Raw genomic sequence first — 18,438 nt, 5'->3', positions numbered from 1 at the left:
TTTGCTCCCGAGTTAGTGCTTGCTTGTGTCCGAGTATGTGGGTTTTACTGTGTTTGTCAACGGGTCACGAGGAAGTCATCTGGGAGTGGACATGCGGACACTGAGCGGGATCCCGGCTAGCAGCGGGCGTGCGAGCGGACGGGTGGTCCGGGTCGCCGACGCACCCGGCGAGCCCCCGGTGGGCCCCGCACCCCTCGACCCGGCGGGGGAGGCCGCGCGCATCGCCCCGGCCGTCGCCGTCGTCGCCGCCCGCCTGGAGGCCCGCGCGGCCACGGTGTCGGGCGACGCGAAGGACGTGCTGGAGGCGACCGTCGCGATGGTCACCGACCCGGCGCTGCTCGACAACGCCCGCGACCTGGTCACCGGCGGCGGGCGCCCCGCCGCCCGCGCCGTGTACGAGGCGGCCGGCGCGTTCGCCGACCTGCTCACCGGCATGGGCGGGTACATGGCCGAGCGCGCCCGCGACATCCACGACGTGCGCGACCGGATCGTCGCCGAGCTGCTCGGCCTGCCCGCCCCGGGCGTCGCCGACCTCGACGCCCCGTGCGTCCTCGTCGCCGCCGACCTCGCCCCCGCCGACACCGCGGGCCTGCGCCCCGGCATCGCGCTGGCGCTGGTCACCGAGCAGGGCGGCCCCACCAGCCACACCGCGATCCTGGCCCGCTCGCTCGGCATCCCCGCGGTCGTCGGCTGCGCCGGCGCCACCTCGATCGCCGAGGGCACCGCGGTCGTCGTCGACGGGGCGACGGGCGTGGTGCAGGAGGTGGCCGACGTCGTCGAGCAGGAGAACGGGACCGTGGTCGCGGCCGAGTGGGACGGCGTCGGCCGGACCTCCGACGGCCACGTGGTGCCGCTGCTGGCCAACGTCGGCGAGGCGAAGGGTGCGGTGACGGCGGCCGGGCTGCGCGCGCAGGGCGTCGGGCTGTTCCGCACCGAGCTCGCGTTCCTCTCCGCCGCCGAGGAGCCCTCGGTCGCCCGACAGCACGAGGTCTACGCGGGGGTGCTGGCCGCGTTCGCCGGGCTCCCGGTCACCGCGCGCACCCTCGACGCGGGCGCCGACAAGCCCCTGCCGTTCCTGACGCTCGACGGCGAGCCGAACCCGGCGCTGGGCGTGCGCGGGCTGCGCGTGGCGCGCGTGCCCGGCCCGGGCTCCGACGTGCTCGACCGCCAGCTCGCGACCCTCGCCGCTGCGGCCACCGAGACCGGCGCCGAGCTCAAGGTGATGGCGCCGATGGTCGCGACGGCCGAGGAGGCCCGCTGGTTCGTCGCGCGGTGCCGGGAGCACGGCATCCGCTCGGCCGGCGTGATGATCGAGGTCCCGGCCGCCGTGCTGACCGCCCACGAGGTGCTCGCCGAGGTCGACTTCGCCAGCGTCGGCACCAACGACCTGGCCCAGTACCTGTTCGCGGCCGACCGCCAGTCCGGCCCGGTCGCCGCCCTCAACGACCCGTGGCAGCCCGCCCTCCTGCGCCTGCTCCGCCTGCTCGGCGAGGCCTCGGCCACCACCGGCACGCCGGTCGGGGTGTGCGGCGAGGCCGCCGCCGACCCCGCCCTGGCCCCGGTCCTGGTCGGGCTCGGGATGGCGACGCTGTCGATGGGCGCCGGCGCCCTGGCCGCCGTCGGGGCCTCGATCGCCGGCGCGAGCCTGGAGGACTGCCGTGAGCGTGCGGAGGCCGCCTGCGCCGCCGTGGACCCCGCGGCCGCCCGCCAGGCCGTCGCGGAGCTGGCGGTGAAGCAGGCGCAGTGAGCCGCCCCAGCTCCGACTCCACCCTTGATGATCGTCGGGAGTGCGCCGTCACGGTCGGGCGGAGGGCCGTGACTGTTCTGACCGGTGACTTGTCGGACGTGATGTACCGGGGACTTGTCGGACACCTGAGCGCGGATGCTGACCGGCATGCCGCTGAAGGTGATGGACGTCGTGGAGCAACGTTTAGCGGTCCTGTTAGAACCGGGCTGGTCCGGGCGCACGGTCCGGGAGGTGTGTCGCCGGCACGGGATCAGCCCGGACACCTTCTACGCCTGGAAACAGCGCTATGACACCGATGGGTTGGCCGGGTTGGCGCCGCGTTCGCGGCGCCCGGGCAGTTCCCCGGCCCAGCTCGACGCTGCGCTCGAGGACCGGATCGTGGCGTTGCGCAAGGCCCACGGCTGGGGGCCGGTGAAGATCCGCGACGCGCTGCGCCGGGAAGGGCTGGTCGTGCCGGCCTCGTCCACGGTCCAGCAGGCGCTGGCCCGACGCGGGATCCTCACTCCCCGCCCGCGACGGGCCCGCCCCACCGGGCCGGGCCACCGGTTCGAACGCTCGGCGAGCAACCAGCTGTGGCAGATCGACGGCGCGATGCACCACCTCGCCGACCGCAGCCCCTACTGGACGGTGGAGGTGATCGACGACCACTCCCGGTTTTGCCCGGCCATCACCGTCGGACCGGGCCTGACCGGGCACCTGACCTGGTCCACGGTCTGCACCGCGGTCGCCCTCTACGGAGTCCCGGAATGGATCCTCACCGACAACGGTCGCTGTTTCACCGGGCGCCTGCACGGCGACGAGGTCAGCTTCGAACGCCGGGTCAAAGCCGCCGGGATCTGCCTGACCCATTCCCGCCCCTACCACCCCCAGACCTGCGGGAAGGTCGAGCGCCTGCACCACACCCAACGGGTGTGGTTGGCCCGCCACCCCGTCCCGGCCACCCTGGCCCAGGCCGGCGAGCTGTTCAGGATGTTCCGCCGCCACTACAACACCGAACGCCCCCACCAGGCCCTGCACGGAGCCACTCCCGCCGAGGTCTACCGACCCGGCCTGGGGATCGAGCTGCCCGCGGTCGATCTCGAACCCGCCGACCACACCCCACCGGGCTGTCTGCGCCGCAAGACCCGCCCCTGCGGGGCGTTCACCTACGCCGGGACCTCGTTGAGCGTCGGCGAGAAATGGGGTGGGGTCACCATCGGAGTCCTACGCGAACACGGCCGGCTGCACGCCTTCTACGGCAGCAGCCTGCTAGACACCTTCCTCGTGGGCAGTGCACTGCCCACACCCACCCGCTGAAACCCCGTGTCCGACATGTCCCCGGCACCTAACGTCCGACATCACCTCGGTCAGAACAGTCACGGTCGGGCGGAGGGCCGTGACGTCACACTCCTGACGATCACAGCCCGGCCGGCCGCGGTGATCGCCGAGAGTGTGCCACCACTGTCGTCGGAAGGGCCGTCACGTCGCACTCCTGACGATCTCGATACGAACCGGCGGCGATGATCACCGGAACCGCACCACCACGGTCGTCCGACCCTCACGGCACACTTCCGACGATCACCAACCCACCAGCCGCCGCGGCAACGGCAGACCGGGCGTGGGAGTGGCGCTCCGACCAGGCGGCACTCCGGGCGCGGGGTGGCGCTCCGACCAGGCGGCCCACCGGGGCCGGAGGCCCGCGGCATGATCGTCGACAGTGCGCCCCCACCGTCGTCGAGAGGGCCGCGACCTCACACTCTCGACGACCACGACCCGATCGACGCCGGTGATCGCCGAGAGTGGGCCCCCACGGTCGCCGGGAGGCCCCTGACGTCACAGTTCCACCGATCACGACCTGACCGCCGCCGGTGATCCCCGAGAATGCGCCCTCACGGTCGGGCGGAGGGCCGTGACGTCACACTCCTTACGATCACCGACCCGCTCGGCGCCCGTGATCGCCGAGAGTGCGCCCCCACGGTCGCTGGGAGGGCCGTGAGGTCACACTCCTGATGATCACGACGCGAACCGGCGGCGATGATCACCGGAACCGCACCGCCACGGTCGTCCGACCGACCCTCACGGCACAGTTCCGACGATCGCCGACCCACCAGCCGCGGCGGCAACGGCGGACCGGGCGTGGGGCGCGCTCCGACCAAGGGCCCACCCAGGACCGGGCGCCCCCGGCATGATCATCGGAAGTGCGCCCCCACGGCCGCCGGGAGGGCCCTGTGGTCCCGGTTCTGCCGATCACGACCCGCTCGGCGCCGGTGATCACCGCAAGCGCGCCCCCACGGTCGCCAGGAGGGCTGTGAGGTCACACTCCTGACGATCACGACCCGAACCACGCCCAGTGATCGCCGAGACCGCACCACCACCGTCGCCCAACAGACCGTGACGTCACCTTCCCGACGATCACAGCCCGGCCGGGCAGTGAGCCGGAGCCCTACCGCCCCAACCCCGCCGGCTGGCCGAGCCGCAGAGCCTCGGCCAGCACCCCACGCACCCCGTCACCCGCCGAGTAGTAGATGAAGGTGCCCTCGCGCCGGCCCTCGACCAGGCCCGCGAGCCGCAGCTTCGCCAGGTGCTGGCTCACCGCGGTGGGGCTGGCGCCGACGAGGTCGGCCAGGCACGCCACCGACTCCTCGCCGTGCAGCAGGGCCCAGAGGATCTTGATGCGGGTGGGGTCGGCGAGCAGGCGCAGCGAGTCGGCCGCCCGCCGGACGTCGTCGGCGTGCGGCATCGCGAAGCCCGGGATGCCGTCGTGCACGCGGCCAGACTACCTGCACCACCCCCTGCGGGACCCGCTCCTGACCGAGCCGTCTGCGTACCTGCGTACCTGCGCAGGTACGGTGGCACCCATGTGGTCGATGCCCGAGGTCCGTTGGGCCCTGCTCTCCCTCGCCGCGTTCGCGCTGGCGGTGCCCGCCGACCTGCTCGGCGCGCCGGCCGCGGCGGTCGTCGTGCTCTACGCGGTCTGCTACGTCGCGGGCGGGTGGGAGCCGCTGGTCGAGGGCGTGCGGGCGCTGGGCGAGCGGCGCCTCGACGTCGACCTGCTCATGGTCGTGGCCGCCCTCGCCGCCGCCGCGATCGGCCAGCCCCTCGACGGCGGCCTGCTCATCGTGATCTTCGCGAGCTCCGGCGCGCTGGAGGCGGTGATGACCGCCCGCACCGAGCGCAGCATCCACGCCCTGCTCGACCTCGCTCCCGAGACGGCGACGCTCGCGGGCTCCGAGCGCGTCGTCCGCGCCGACGCGCTGACCGTCGGCGACGAGGTCGTCGTCCGGCCGGGGGAGAAGATCCCCGCCGACGGACGCGTGGTCGGCGGCGCGAGCGACGTCGACACCGCCGGGCTGACGGGCGAGCCCGTCCCGGTGCCCCGCGCCCCCGGCGACGACGTGCACGCCGGCACCGTCAACGGCACCGGCACGCTGCGGGTCCGGGTGGAGCGCGACCCGGCCGACTCGGTCGTCGCCGGCATCGCCGCGCAGGTCGAACGCGCCACGGAGACCAAGGCCGGGCGGCAGCTGTGGATCGAGCGCATCGAGCAGCGGTACTCGGTGGCCGTCGTCGTCGGGGCGCTGGCGCTGCTGGGCGGGCCGCTGCTGTTCGGTGCCGCGTTCGAACCGACGCTGCTGCGCGCGATGACGTTCATGATCGTCGCGTCGCCGTGCGCGGTCGTGCTCGCGACCATGCCGCCGCTGCTCGCCGCGATCGCCGTGGCCGGGCGGCGCGGGGTGCTGCTGCGCGACGCCACGGTGGTCGAGGCGCTCGCCGTCGTCGACGCCGTGGCGCTGGACAAGACCGGCACCGTCACCCGCGGGCGGCCCGAGCTGGTGGCGGTCGAGCCGCTCGGCCACCCCGACACGGTCGCAACCACAGCCCGACTCGCGGGGGACGGCGGGCGCGACGGCGTGCTCGCTCTGGCCGCCGCGGCCGAGTCCGGCAGCGAGCACGTGCTCGGCCGCGCCGTCCGCGAGGCCGCCGCCCACCTGCGCGTCCCGGCCGCCGCCGCGTTCGACGCGCTGCCCGGCGTCGGGGTGCGGGCGGTCGTCGGCGGGGTGGAGATCGTCGTCGGGCGGCCGTCGCTGCTCGACGGGGGCGACCACCCGACCGCCCGCGCCGCCGTCTCCCGCCACGAGGACGCCGGGCGCACCGCGGTCGTGGTGCTGGTCGGCGGCAGGCCCGCCGGCGTGCTGGCGCTGGCCGACGCCCTGCGCCCCGGCGCCGCCGACGCCCTCGCGACGCTGACCGCCACCGTCGGCACCCCGCCCGTCCTGCTCACCGGCGACGCTCCGGCGCCCGCTGCCCGCATCGGCCGCGAGCTCGGCGTCGACGACGTGCGCGCCGGCCTGCTGCCCGAGGACAAGGCCGCGGTCGTGGCGGAGTGGCAGGGCGCGGGGCGGCGGGTGCTCGCGGTCGGCGACGGCATCAACGACGCCCCGCTGCTCGCCACGGCCGACGCCGGGCTGGCCGTCGGCGAGGGCGCGGGGGCGCTCGCCGTGCAGGCCTCCGACGGCGTGCTGCTGCGCGACCCGCTCGGCTCCCTGCCGCCGCTGCTCGCGCTGGCCCGCCGGGCGCAGCGGACCGCCCGGGCCAACCTGGCGTTCGCCGCGGCCGTGATCGTCGTGCTGGTCACCTGGGACCTGGTCGCGACCCTGCCCCTGGCGCTGGGCGTGGCCGGGCACGAGCTCAGCACCGTGCTGGTCTGCCTCAACGGCCTGCGCCTGCTGGTGCGGCCCGGGTGGCCCGCGCCCGCGCCCAGCCCCCGGCGGGAGCACGCCTCGGTGTGAGCTCCTCAGGCTGAGCCCAGGACCCGGTCCAACACGCCCACCAGCGCGTCCGGCCCGGTGCGGAGCACGTTGTGGGTCTCGTCGAGGTCGTGCACGACCCAGGACGGGTCGGCGCGCAGCCGGTCGGCGACCGCCACGAACGGCGACCGCGCCGCCCACTCCGCCGAGGCCGCGAGCACGTAGTGCTTGTCGGCGACGGTGCGCCAGGCCCCGGTGAGCCGCGAGCGCTGCGTGAGCGTGGCCAGCGGGTGCGCGTCCGCGCGGTCGTCGAAGAACGGCAGCGGATCGACGTAGGCCCCGGTGCGCCCCGAGCCCTCGACGAACCACTCCCGCTCCCACGGCAGCGTCATCGACCAGCACGACTCGCCGTCGTCGGGCACGAACGCGTCGACGTAGAGGAGGCTGCGGAACCGGTCGGGCACGACGTCGGCCGCGCCCGACAGCACGGAGCCCGCGTAGCTGTGCCCGAGCACGACCGCGGGCCCGGGCAGCGCGGAGACCACGTCGACGAGCTGCCGGACGTGCGTGTCGAGGGTGATCAGGCGGTCGGGCTCGGGATCGGCGGGGTCGAGGCCGTCGAGGGTGACGGCGTGGGCCCGGTGCCCACGCGCCTCCAGCTCCTCGACGACGGGCCGGTACCACCAGCCCCCGTGGTTGGCTCCCGGTACGAGTACGACGTCCATGCCCGCCACGGTGCCACCCGACCCTGACACGATCGCGGCATGACGGAGCGGCGTGCGGCAGTGGTCACGGGTGGGGCGAGCGGGATCGGGCTGGCCACGGTCACCCGGCTCGTGGCGGACGGGTGGCGGGTGGTCCTCGCCGACTACAACGCCGCCAACGGGGAGGCCGCCGCCGCCGGCTTCGGCGACGACGTGCGGTTCGTGCGCACCGACGTCGCCCGGGAGGCCGACGTCGAGGCAGCGGTCGGCGCCTGCGTGGACGCGTTCGGGCACGTCGACTGCGTCGTCAACAACGCCGGGGTCGGCGGGGCGTTCGGGCGCCTCACCGACATCGAGGTCGACGACTGGGACTACACGTTCGCCGTGCTCGTGCGCGGCGTCTTCCTCGGCATCAAGCACGGGGCCCGGGCGATGCGCGGGCGTGGCGGGTCGATCGTCAACCTCGGCTCGATCGCGGGCCTCGCCGCGGGCGCCGGCCCGCAGGCCTACTCCGCCGCCAAGGCCGCGGTGATCAACCTGGGGCGCACGGCGGCCACCGAGCTCGGTCCCGAGCGGATCCGCGTCAACACCGTCTGCCCCGGCCTCATCGTGACGCCGCTGGTCGGCGACGGGGCCGGCGCCGCGCAGGTCATGGCGGGCGCGCAGCCGTGGCCCGACCTCGGCCGCCCCGAGGACGTCGCCGAGGTGATCGCGTTCCTCGCCGGCGACGCGGCGCGCTTCGTCACGGGCGAGGCGATCACCGTCGACGGCGGGCTCACCGCCGCCGGCCCGCGCATGCAGGAGGCCTACGGCGGCGATCCGGGCAGGCGCGGGCTGGTCGGCGTCAACCGCGGGACGACGGGCGAGGGCGCCACGGTGCGCCGCGCGGAGTGACGTTCAGCCCGTGTTCCGCAGCCCCGCCGCGATCCCGTTGATCGTGAGGAGCAGGGCGCGGTGCACGTCGGCGTCGGGCTGGTCGGTCCGCCGGCGCTGCGCGAGCAGCTCGACCTGCAGGTGGTGCAACGGCTGCAGGTAGGAGTCGCGCACGGCGAGGGTGCCGCGCAGGACGGGGTAGCGGGCGAGCAGCGTCGGCGAGCCGGTCAGGCGCAGCACCTCCCGCAGCGTGAGCGCGTGCTCGGCCACGATGTCGTCGAAGATCGGGTGCAGCGACGGGTCGACCAGCTCGTCGACGTAGCGGCGGGCGATCCCGAGGTCGGTCTTGGCCAGCGTCATCTCGACGTTGCCGAGCAGGTTGGCGAAGAACGCCCACTCCCGCATCTCCTCGAGCACCGGCCCGTGCCCGGCCTCGCGGGCGGCGGCCAGCCCGCTCCCCAGGCCGTACCAGCCGGGCACGACCATCCGCGTCTGCGTCCAGCCGAAGACCCACGGGATCGCGCGCAGGTCGTCGAGGGTGGCCGCGCCCTTCCCCGGCCGCCGCGACGGGCGGGAGCCGACGTTGAGCTCGCCCAGCTCGTCGACGGGCGTGGCCGCGGAGAAGAAGTCCGGCAGCCCCGGCTGCCCGACGAGCCCGCGGTAGGCGGCGCGGGCGGCGTCGCTGACCAGGTCCATCGTGTCGTCGAAGCGCTCCAGCGACGGGTCGTCCCAGCGCGAGGCCCGGTGCAGCAGCGTGGCCTCCAACATCGCCGCCAGCATGATCTCCAGGTTGTCGTGGGCGAGCGCGGGCAGCGAGTACTTGTCGGAGATGACCTCGCCCTGCTCGGTGACCTTCATCGTCGCGTCGACCGAGCCGTAGGGCGCCGACGCCACCGCCTCCGCCGACGGCCCGCCGCCGCGCCCGACCGACCCGCCGCGCCCGTGGAACAGCCGCAGCCGCACCCCGTGCTTCGCCCCGATGTCGCGGAGCTGGCGCTGGGCCCGGTGGATCTCCCACTGCGAGGTCGTGATGCCCGCGCCCTTGTTGGAGTCGGAGTAGCCGAGCATGACCTCCTGCAGGTCACCGCGGTTGCGCACGTGCTGGCGGTAGCCGGGCACCGAGAGCAGCCCGTCGAGCAGGTCGCCGGCCTGGCACAGCTCCTCGACGGTCTCGAACAGCGGCACGAGGTCGATCGACGAGCGGGGATCGTGCTGCAGCTCCACCATGAACGCCTCGCGCGCCAGCACGGCGACGGCGAGCAGGTCGTCGACGCCCTGGCACATCGACACGATGTAGGTGCGCGCCACCTGCGGGCCGTAGCGGTGCTGCACCTCGTGCAGCAGGTCGAACACGCCGAGCACGTCGACGGCCTCGGCCGGCAGGCCGTAGTGGCGCCGGACCAGCGGGCGGCCGCCGTCGAGCTCGCGCGACAGGAGCTCCGTGCGCTGCTCGCGCGTGAGGGAGGCGTAGGGCTGCTCCAGCTCGCCCAGCGCGTCGTACACGGCGCCGAGGGCGTCGTGGTGCCGCTGGCTGTGCTCCCGGACGTCGAGCTCGGCCAGGTGCAGCCCGAGCGCACGGCCGGTGCGCAGCGCGCGGGCCAGCGTGCCGTCGGCGATGCGGGCGCCGAGGTGCCCGCGCAGGGAGCGGTCGACGACGGCGAGGTCCTCGAGGTAGGCCTCGGGGCCGAGGTAGTCGCGGCCGGGCACGTGCCCGTCGCGGGTGCGCGTGTTCGCCAGGCGCGCCTGCACGTAGGAGAGCTTGAGCCGGTAGGGCTCGGTGGCGTTGAGCCGGATGAACCGGTCGTGGACCTCGGGGAGCGCGCGCCGGTCGCGCGCCAGCGACGACCGCAGCTCCTCCGACACCCCGATCACCCGCGTGCTGATCGACAGCTCCTGGATCAGCTCCTCGACCAGGCCCTCGTGGATGCGCAGCGCGCGGTCGGAGTAGAGCTCCAGCACCTCGCGCGTGACGGCCGGGGTGACGTTGGGGTTGCCGTCGCGGTCGCCGCCGACCCAGCAGCCGAGCACCAGCGGCCCGGAGCCCGGCGGCACCTCGAAGCCGGCGGCGCGGACCTCGCGCTCGTACTCGGCGAGCAGCTCCGGCACCGCGCCGCGGCCCAGCTGCTCCATGTACCAGCCGATGGCGCGGGCCTCGTCGGCCACGGTGGGCTTGCCGGGGCGCAGCTCGTCGGTCTGCCAGAGCAGCTCGACGAGCGCCTCCAGCGCGTCGTCGGAGGCGCCGCGGTCGAGGCCGTCGGCGACGCGGCGCAGGATCGCGAGCACCGACTGCCGCGAGGACTCGGTCGGGTGCGCGGTGAACACCGGGCGCAGCTCGGCGCGGGCCAGCACCTCCTGCACCTCGTCGCGGCCGCACTCCTGCGCGACGCGCTCCATGACGCGGCGCAGCGGGCCGCGGCCGTCGGTCGCCGCGATCTCCTTCGCCCGGTGGCGCTGCTCGGCGATGTTGGCGAGCTGGAAGTACTGCGAGAACGCGCGGGCCAGCGCCACCGCGGTGCCCGCGTCGAGCCCGGACAGCAGCGACTGCGCGTCGCCGTTCCGGGAGCCGTGGCGCACCTGCTCCACCAGCTCCAGCAGCTCGGGACCCCCGTGGTGCACGAGTGTGCGCCCGAGCATCGTGGAGAGCCGGCGGATGTCGGCGCGCAGGGCGTCGTGCCCGGACTCCGAGGTGACGCCGGCGTGGGTGGCGACCGTGTTCACGAGAGGGCTCCGATCGGCCGGGAGGGGCCGCCCGCACCGCTGGGAACGACTGGTTGCGCGGTGATGCTACCGGGGCAGGACGCCCAGGAGCTCGTCGTGAACGGCCCCGTTCGTCGCGACGACGTCGGTGACCCCCGCCCCCGCGACGCGTGCACCGGCGAAGTCGGTGAGCCGCCCGCCCGCCTCCTCCACCAGCAGCTGCCCCGCGGTGATGTCCCACGGCGGCATGGCGCGCTCGACGTAGGCCGTGAGGTGTCCCGCGGCGATGTGGCTGAGGATCAGCGCGGGCGCACCGGGGAACCGCACGCCGCCCGCGGCGTTCATCAGCGCCTCGAACAGGACGACGAACTCGTGGATCTCGGCGCGGTCCGACGACTGGATCTGGCTGACGACGACCGCGCGCTCCACGCGGTCGGTGCCGTCGACCCGCAGCGGCACGCCGTTGCCGGTGGCCCCGCGTCCGCGCCCTGCGCAGTAGAGGACGTCGTGGACGGGGTCGAACACCGCACCCGCGACGGTCTCGCCGCCGCAGCGCAGGCCGACCGACACGCAGTACCACGGGATGCCGTGCGCGAAGTTGCTCGTGCCGTCGAGGCCGTCGACGTACCAGACGTGCCGGGCGTCGGGGCCGTCCTCGGTGCCGTCCTCGCCGACGACCACGTGCTCGGCGAACGCCTCCCGCAGCACCCGCGCCACCGCGGCCTGCGAGGCGAGGTCGGCCGACGTCGTGACGTCGACGCGGGCGTCCTTGAGCGTCACCTCGACCCGGGTGCGGTCGGTGGCCGACAGCACGGCGCCGCCGGCGCGGGCGGCGTCGGCGGCGACCGTCATCGCCCGGTCGGTCAGGACGCAATCGATGTGGGAGCAGGGCCCGGTCACGACGCGACGGTGTCCAGGTCGGCGAGCGCCGCGCGGGCCATGCGGCGCAGCAGCGCGGCCGCCTCCGGGGAGCGCCCGGCGTGCGGCGTGGAGTTGAGCAGGCCGAACGCGCCGTGCGCGGCGACCCGCGCGTCCCCGGCGGACAGGCCGGGGTGCACGCGGCGCAGCGTGTCGACCCAGATCTCGACGTAGGTGCGCTGCAGCTGCCGCACGCGCCGGCGCGCCGCGGGCGGGAGGTTGGCCAGGTCGCGGTCCTGCACGACGATCAGCTCCGGCTCGCGCAGCGCGAACGCGGCCTGGAAGTCGACGAGCGCGGCGAGCACCTCGTGCGGGTCGTCGGACGCGGCGGCGCGCTCCTGCCCGCCCGCCAGCAGGTGCTCGCTGATCCCCACGAGCAGCTCGGAGAGCAGGGCCTCCTTGCCGGGGAAGTGCCGGTAAAGCGCCGGCCCGCTGACGCCGACGGCGGCACCGAGGTCGGCGATGCTCACCCCGTGGAAGCCGTGGCGGGCGAACAGCTGCGCGGCCACGGCGAGGATCTGCTCGCGCCGGGACCGGGTCGCCACCATCGGTCCACCCTAGCGCCCGCGGTTAACAAGCGCTAACCTTGTTAACAAGCGCTAACCGAGGAGGTCGAGGGTGACAGCCACGCTCACGGGTCATCGAGAGCTGGTCGATGACCTGCACGCCCAGCTCGCCACCGCCCGTCTGGGCGGGCCCGAGCGGTCCCGGGTCCGGCACGTCGAGCGGGGCAAGCTGCTCCCGCGCGACCGCGTCGACTCATTGGTCGACCCGTCGAGCCCGTTCCTGGAGCTGTCGCCGCTGGCCGCGCACGGCCTCTACGGCGGCGACGCCCCGGGCGCCGGGATCATCACCGGCGTCGGGCGGGTGGCGGGGCGCGAGTGCGTCATCGTCGCCAACGACGCCACCGTCAAGGGCGGCACGTACTACCCGATGACGGTGAAGAAGCACCTGCGCGCACAGGAGGTGGCGCTGCAGAACCGGCTCCCCTGCCTCTACCTCGTCGACTCCGGCGGCGCCTACCTGCCCGAGCAGGACCAGGTGTTCCCCGACCGCGAGCACTTCGGCCGGATCTTCTACAACCAGGCGCAGATGTCGGGCCTGGGCATCCCGCAGATCGCCGCGGTGCTGGGCTCGTGCACCGCGGGCGGCGCGTACGTGCCGGCCATGAGCGACGAGGCCGTGATCGTCCGCAACCAGGGCACGATCTTCCTGGGCGGCCCGCCGCTGGTGAAGGCGGCCACCGGCGAGGTCGTCACCGCCGAGGAGCTGGGCGGCGGCGACCTGCACTCGAAGACCTCGGGCGTCACCGACCACCTCGCCGACGACGACGCGCACGCGCTGTCGATCGTCCGCCGGATCGTCGGCACGCTGGGCCCGCGCGCGCCGCGGCCCTGGGACGTCGCGCCCACCGAGGAGCCGCTGGCCGACCCCGCCGAGCTCTACGACGTCGTCCCGACCGACTCCCGCACCCCCTACGACGTGCGCGAGGTCATCACCCGCGTCGTCGACGGCTCGCGCTTCCACGAGTTCAAGTCCGAGTACGGCACCACGCTCGTCACGGGCTTCGCGCGCATCCACGGCCACCAGGTCGGGATCGTCGCGAACAACGGGATCCTGTTCTCCGAGTCCGCGCTCAAGGGCGCTCACTTCGTCGAGCTGTGCGACCAGCGCGGCATCCCGCTGGTGTTCCTGCAGAACATCTCCGGGTTCATGGTCGGCCGCGAGTACGAGGCGGGCGGCATCGCGAAGAACGGCGCCAAGATGGTCACGGCCGTCGCCTCCACCCGCGTCCCGAAGTTCACGGTCGTCATCGGCGGCTCGTTCGGCGCCGGCAACTACGCGATGTGCGGGCGGGCGTACTCGCCCCGCTTCCTGTTCATGTGGCCCAACGCCCGCATCTCCGTCATGGGCGGGGAGCAGGCGGCCACCGTGCTGAGCACCGTCGGGGCCGACCCGACCACGATCCGCGACCAGTACGAGACCCAGGGCCACCCGTACTACTCCACCGCCCGGCTCTGGGACGACGGCGTGATCGACCCGCTCGACACCCGCACCGTGCTCGGCCTGTCCCTGTCCGCCGCCGCCAACGCGCCCCTGGCCGATCCGGCCTTCGGCGTCTTCCGGATGTGAGGCCCATGTTCGACACCGTGCTCGTCGCCAACCGCGGGGAGATCGCCGTCCGCGTGATCGCCACCCTGCGCCGCCTGGGCATCCGGTCCGTGGCCGTGTACTCCGACGCCGACGCCGGCTCCCCGCACGTCACGGCGGCCGACGTCGCCGTGCGCATCGGGCCCGCCGCCGCCGCGCAGAGCTACCTCTCGATCCCCGCCGTCATCGAGGCCGCCCGCGCCACCGGCGCGCAGGCGATCCACCCCGGCTACGGCTTCCTGTCCGAGAACACCGCGTTCGCCGCCGCGTGCGAGGAGTCGGGCCTGGTGTTCGTCGGCCCGCCGTCCTCGGCGATCGAGGCGATGGGCGACAAGATCCGCGCCAAACAGACCGTCGCCAAGGCGGGCGTCCCGGTCGTCCCGGGCTCCGACGGCGCCGGCCTCGACGACGCCGCGCTCGCGCTGGCCGTCGAGCAGGTCGGCTACCCCGTGCTGCTCAAGCCGAGCGCCGGGGGCGGCGGCAAGGGCATGCACGAGGTGCACGACGCCGCCTCCCTGTCGGCCTCGATCGCCACCGCCCGTCGCGAGGCGAAGGCGTCCTTCGGCGACGACACGCTGCTCGTCGAGCGCCTCGTCACCACCCCGCGCCACATCGAGATCCAGGTGCTGGCCGACGCGCACGGCGCCGTGATCCACCTCGGCGAGCGCGAGTGCTCGCTGCAGCGGCGCCACCAGAAGATCGTCGAGGAGGCGCCGTCGGCCCTGCTCACCGAGGCGCAGCGCGCCGCGATGGGCGAGGCGGCGTGCGAGGCCGCCCGGGCGTGCGGGTACCGCGGCGCGGGGACCGTCGAGTTCATCGTCGGCGCCGACGCGCCCGACGAGTTCTTCTTCATGGAGATGAACACCCGGCTGCAGGTCGAGCACCCGGTCACCGAGCTGGTCACCGGCCTCGACCTGGTCGAGCTGCAGCTGCGCGTGGCCGCCGGGGAGCCGCTGCCGATCACGCAGGACGACGTCGCGCTCACCGGGCACGCCGTCGAGGTCCGCGTCTACGCCGAGGACCCGGCGGCCGGATTCCTGCCGACCGGCGGGCGCGTGCTGCGCTGGGCGCCGCCGTCGGGCGTGCGGGTGGACGCCGGCATCGCCGAGGGCGGCGTCGTCGGCTCCGACTACGACCCGATGCTGGCCAAGGTCATCGCCCACGGCGCCGACCGCGCGGAGGCGATCCGCCGGCTCGACGCCGCGCTGCGCGACACCGTCCTGCTGGGCCTGGGCACCAACGTGGGCTTCTTGCGCGCGCTGCTCGCCGACGAGGACGTCCGCGCCGCGCGACTGGACACCGGGCTGGTGGGACGCCGGGTCGAGGAGTGGACCCGCCAGGACCTCCCGCACGACGTCCTCGCCGCCGCCGCCGTCCACGCGCTCGACGAGCTCGAGCCGGCCGGTCCGGTCGTCGACCCGTTCGACGTGCCCGGCGGCTGGCGGATCGGCGAGCCCGCGTGGACGACGTGGAAGACGGCCGTGTCCGGGCACGAGCCCGTCGAGGTGCGGGTCCGGGGCCGGGCCGCCGACGCCGTGGTCGTCGTCGGCGACGGGGAGCCGGTCGCGGCCGCCGTCCGCCGCCGCGACCCCCACGAGCTCGTGGCCGCCGTCGACGGCGTCACGCGCACCTACGCCGTCGCCCGCGACGGCGAGACCCTCTGGCTCGGCCGCGACGGCCGGACCTGGGCGGTGCGCGAGCAGGCCCCGCTCGACGCCGCGGCCGCCGAGGCCGCCGCCGGTGCGGGCGGCCCGGTGCTGTCGCCGATGCCCGGCACGGTGACCGTCGTCGAGGTCACCGAGGGGCAGCGGGTCGCCGCGGGCGACCGGCTCGTCGTCGTCGAGGCGATGAAGATGGAGCACGTCCTCACCGCACCCGTGGACGGCACCGTCCGAGAACTGCGCGCCCGTGCGGGCGCGACCGTCGCGCGGGACGCCGCGCTCCTGATCGTCGAACCCGAAGGGGAGTGACCATGGACCTGGAACTCAGCGAGGAGCACGAGGCGCTGCGCGCCACCGTCGAGGACTTCGCGCGCAAGGAGGTCGCGCCCGTCATCGGCGACCTGTACGAGCGCGAGGAGTTCCCCTACGACATCGTCGCCCAGATGGGCGCGATGGGCCTGTTCGGCCTGCCCGTCTCCGAGGAGTACGGCGGCATGGGCGGCGACTACTTCGCCCTGTGCCTGGCCCTGGAGGAGCTCGCCCGCGTCGACTCGTCGGTGGCGATCACGCTGGAGGCCGGCGTCTCGCTCGGCGCCATGCCGATCTACCGGTTTGGCACCGAGGAGCAGAAGCGCGAGTGGCTCCCGCAGATGGCCGCGGGGGAGAAGCTCGGCGCGTTCGGCCTCACCGAGCCCGGCGGCGGCTCCGACGCCGGCGCCACCCGCACCACCGCGCGCCTCGACGGCGACGAGTGGGTGATCAACGGCTCGAAGGCGTTCATCACGAACTCCGGCACCGACATCACCTCGGTCGTCACCGTCACCGCCATCACCGGCACGGGCGAGGGCGGCAGGAAGGAGATCTCGGCGATCATGGTGCCGGCCGGCACGCCCGGGTTCCGCGTTGCGAAGCCGTACTCGAAGGTCGGCTGGTGCTCGTCGGACACCCGCGAGCTGTTCTTCGACGACGTCCGCGTGCCCGCGGCCAACCTGGTCGGCGAGCGCGGACGCGGCTACGCGCAGTTCCTCTCCATCCTCGACGAGGGGCGCGTCGCGATCGCGGCGCTCTCGGTCGGGCTGGCGCAGGGCTGCGTCGACGAGTCGGTGCGCTACGCCCACGAGCGCGAGGCGTTCGGCCAGCGGATCGGCGCGTACCAGGCGATCCAGTTCAAGATCGCCGACATGGAGATGCGGGCCCACACCGCGCGCCTGGCCTACTACGCGGCCGCGGCGAAGATGCTGCAGGGCAAGCCGTTCAAGAAGGAGGCGGCGATCGCGAAGCTGGTGTCGTCGAACGCGGCGATGGACAACGCGCGCGACGCCACGCAGGTCTTCGGCGGCTACGGCTTCATGAACGAGTACCCGGTCGGGCGCTTCTACCGGGACGCGAAGATCCTGGAGATCGGCGAGGGCACGAGCGAGGTCCAGCGCATGCTGATCGCGCGCCAGCTGGGGCTGTAGCCCGCCCGCGCGGCGGCCCGGGAGAGAGGCGAGGATGAGCGGGTGAATGCACGGTTCGCCCGGTTCGTCGTCCTGGTCAGCGGCGCCGCGATCCTCGTCGTCGAGACCCTGGCGACGCGGCTCGTCGCGCCCTACGTCGGGCTGACGCTGGAGTCGACCACCGCCGTCATCGGGGTGGCGCTCGCCGGGATCGCGGCGGGCGCCTCGCTGGGCGGGCGGTGGGCCGACGTCTTCCCGCCGCGGCGGGTGGCGGCGGGCGCGCTGGCCGTCGGCGGGCTCGGGGTGCTGGCCGTGCGGCCGCTGGTGCGGCTGCTCGGCCCGGCGCTCGGCCCCGGTCCGGTGGCGGCGATCCTGCTGGTGGCGGCGTCGACGCTGGTGTCGGTCACGGCGCTGGCGATGGTCACGCCGGCCGTCACGCGGGCCCGGCTGACGGGCGTCGACGGGTCGGGCACGGTGATCGGCGAGCTGTCGGCCGCCGGCACGATCGGCTCGCTCGCGGGCACGTTCCTCACCGGGTTCGTCCTCGTCACGTTCCTGCCGGTCACGGCGATCCTGCTGGTCACGGCGCTGGCCTGCCTCGTCCTCGCGGCCACGGTGGCCGGGGCGGCGCGGCGGGCCGAGGTCACGCGCACGACGGTCGCCGCGGTGCTGCTCGCCGTCGCGCTCGTGGCCGTGCCGGGGCGCTGCGACGCCGACACCGTCTACTACTGCGCCCGCGTCGACGCCGACCCGGAGAACGCGAGCGGCCAGGTCCTCGTCCTCGACGACCTGCGCCACTCCTACGTCGACCGCGCCGACCCCGCGCACCTCGAGTTCGCCTACACGCAGCGCTTCGGGGGCGCGATCGACGCCGCGTACCCCGCCGGGAAGCCGCTCGACGTCGTCCACGTGGGCGGCGGCGGCTTCACGATGCCGCGCTGGCTCGCCGCGACCCGCCCGGGCAGCACGTCGACGGTGCTGGAGGTCGACCAGGGCGTCGTCGACCTCGGGCGCCGCGAGCTCGGCGTCGACGAGATCCCGGACACGGAGATCCAGGTCGGCGACGCCCGCACGACCCTGGCCCGGCTGCCCGCGAACTCCGCCGACGTCGTCGTCGGCGACGCGTTCGGCGCCCGCTCGGTGCCCTGGCACCTGGCCACCACGGAGTTCGTCGACGAGGTGCGCCGCGTCCTGCGCCCCGGTGGCCTCTACGTCCTCAACATCATCGACCGCGACCCGCTCGCGCTGCTCGACGCCGAGATCGCCACCGTCGCCGACCGGTTCGTCACCGTCGCACTGATGGTGCGGCCCGACCAGCTCGTGCCGGGCGGCGGCGGCAACGCCGTGCTCCTGGCGTCGGACCGGGCCCCGGACCTGGCCGCGCTGGCCGCGTCGTCCGCCGCGCGCGGCGAACCGGACTCGGTCCTCGACGACGCCGCCACGCGTCAGCGGGCCGTCGGCGCCCCCGTGCTGACCGACGACCGAGCGCCCGTCGACCAGCTGCAGACCTGACTCCGGCGG

General features: G+C 74.7%; 13 protein-coding genes. 8 read left to right on the top strand and 5 right to left on the bottom strand.

Annotation, left to right across the window (positions count from 1 at the left end; genetic code table 11):
* The first annotated feature begins 91 nt into the window (after nt 1-91).
* Together HOP40_RS08300 and HOP40_RS08295 are read left to right on the top strand one after the other, a co-directional pair.
* A complete protein-coding gene (locus HOP40_RS08300; protein ID WP_172156295.1) occupies nt 92-1,747 on the top strand; it encodes a putative PEP-binding protein in 1,656 nt (551 codons plus the stop codon).
* A gap of 147 nt (nt 1,748-1,894) precedes the next feature.
* Complete coding sequence (locus HOP40_RS08295) at nt 1,895-3,043, top strand: IS481 family transposase (protein ID WP_172156293.1); 1,149 nt, start codon at nt 1,895-1,897, stop codon at nt 3,041-3,043.
* Between the two features lie 1,126 nt (nt 3,044-4,169).
* Here HOP40_RS08295 and HOP40_RS08290 read toward each other — a convergent pair.
* Nucleotides 4,170-4,466 (bottom strand): ArsR/SmtB family transcription factor, encoded by a 297-nt coding sequence (locus HOP40_RS08290; RefSeq protein WP_420821815.1) that lies wholly within the window; start codon nt 4,464-4,466, stop codon nt 4,170-4,172.
* A 118-nt stretch (nt 4,467-4,584) separates the two neighbouring features.
* On the opposite strand from HOP40_RS08290, the gene HOP40_RS08285 reads away from it, so the two are divergent.
* Complete coding sequence (locus HOP40_RS08285; protein ID WP_172156291.1) at nt 4,585-6,516, top strand: heavy metal translocating P-type ATPase; 1,932 nt, start codon at nt 4,585-4,587, stop codon at nt 6,514-6,516.
* Nucleotides 6,517-6,521: 5 nt separating this feature from the next.
* Here the strand turns inward: HOP40_RS08285 and HOP40_RS08280 are convergent, their stop codons facing one another.
* Nucleotides 6,522-7,199: an alpha/beta hydrolase gene (locus HOP40_RS08280; protein WP_172156290.1), complete on the bottom strand. Its 678-nt coding sequence runs from the start codon at nt 7,197-7,199 to the stop codon at nt 6,522-6,524.
* Between the two features lie 39 nt (nt 7,200-7,238).
* On the opposite strand from HOP40_RS08280, the gene HOP40_RS08275 reads away from it, so the two are divergent.
* Nucleotides 7,239-8,072: an SDR family NAD(P)-dependent oxidoreductase gene (locus tag HOP40_RS08275; RefSeq protein WP_172156289.1), complete on the top strand. Its 834-nt coding sequence runs from the start codon at nt 7,239-7,241 to the stop codon at nt 8,070-8,072.
* A 3-nt stretch (nt 8,073-8,075) separates the two neighbouring features.
* Here the strand turns inward: HOP40_RS08275 and ppc are convergent, their stop codons facing one another.
* The 3 genes from ppc to HOP40_RS08260 all read right to left on the bottom strand — a co-directional run bounded on the left by ppc (nt 8,076) and on the right by HOP40_RS08260 (nt 12,214).
* A complete protein-coding gene (gene ppc / locus HOP40_RS08270; RefSeq protein WP_240157581.1) occupies nt 8,076-10,769 on the bottom strand; it encodes a phosphoenolpyruvate carboxylase in 2,694 nt (897 codons plus the stop codon).
* A 66-nt stretch (nt 10,770-10,835) separates the two neighbouring features.
* Nucleotides 10,836-11,648: an inositol monophosphatase family protein gene (locus HOP40_RS08265; RefSeq protein ID WP_172156288.1), complete on the bottom strand. Its 813-nt coding sequence runs from the start codon at nt 11,646-11,648 to the stop codon at nt 10,836-10,838.
* Complete coding sequence (locus tag HOP40_RS08260) at nt 11,645-12,214, bottom strand: SACE_7040 family transcriptional regulator (protein ID WP_172156287.1); 570 nt, start codon at nt 12,212-12,214, stop codon at nt 11,645-11,647. Before HOP40_RS08260 ends, HOP40_RS08265 begins: the two co-directional genes overlap by 4 nt.
* Nucleotides 12,215-12,284: 70 nt before the next feature.
* On the opposite strand from HOP40_RS08260, the gene HOP40_RS08255 reads away from it, so the two are divergent.
* Genes HOP40_RS08255 through HOP40_RS08240 form a run of 4 tightly spaced genes read left to right on the top strand, consistent with a single transcriptional unit; the run spans nt 12,285 to nt 18,429 of the window.
* Nucleotides 12,285-13,799, top strand: coding sequence for a carboxyl transferase domain-containing protein (locus tag HOP40_RS08255; protein ID WP_172156286.1), 1,515 nt, complete (start codon nt 12,285-12,287; stop codon nt 13,797-13,799).
* A 5-nt stretch (nt 13,800-13,804) separates the two neighbouring features.
* Nucleotides 13,805-15,787: an ATP-binding protein gene (locus HOP40_RS08250; protein WP_172156285.1), complete on the top strand. Its 1,983-nt coding sequence runs from the start codon at nt 13,805-13,807 to the stop codon at nt 15,785-15,787.
* A 2-nt stretch (nt 15,788-15,789) separates the two neighbouring features.
* Nucleotides 15,790-16,938, top strand: a complete 1,149-nt coding sequence (locus tag HOP40_RS08245; RefSeq protein WP_172156283.1) for an acyl-CoA dehydrogenase family protein — start codon at nt 15,790-15,792, stop codon at nt 16,936-16,938.
* Nucleotides 16,939-16,980: 42 nt separating this feature from the next.
* A complete protein-coding gene (locus HOP40_RS08240; RefSeq protein ID WP_172156281.1) occupies nt 16,981-18,429 on the top strand; it encodes a fused MFS/spermidine synthase in 1,449 nt (482 codons plus the stop codon).
* Nucleotides 18,430-18,438: the final 9 nt, after the last annotated feature.

Source organism: Pseudonocardia broussonetiae, assembly GCF_013155125.1.
GTDB classification, from domain to species: Bacteria; Actinomycetota; Actinomycetes; order Mycobacteriales; family Pseudonocardiaceae; genus Pseudonocardia; species Pseudonocardia broussonetiae.
This window is presented reverse-complemented; position numbering and strand designations above follow the sequence as displayed.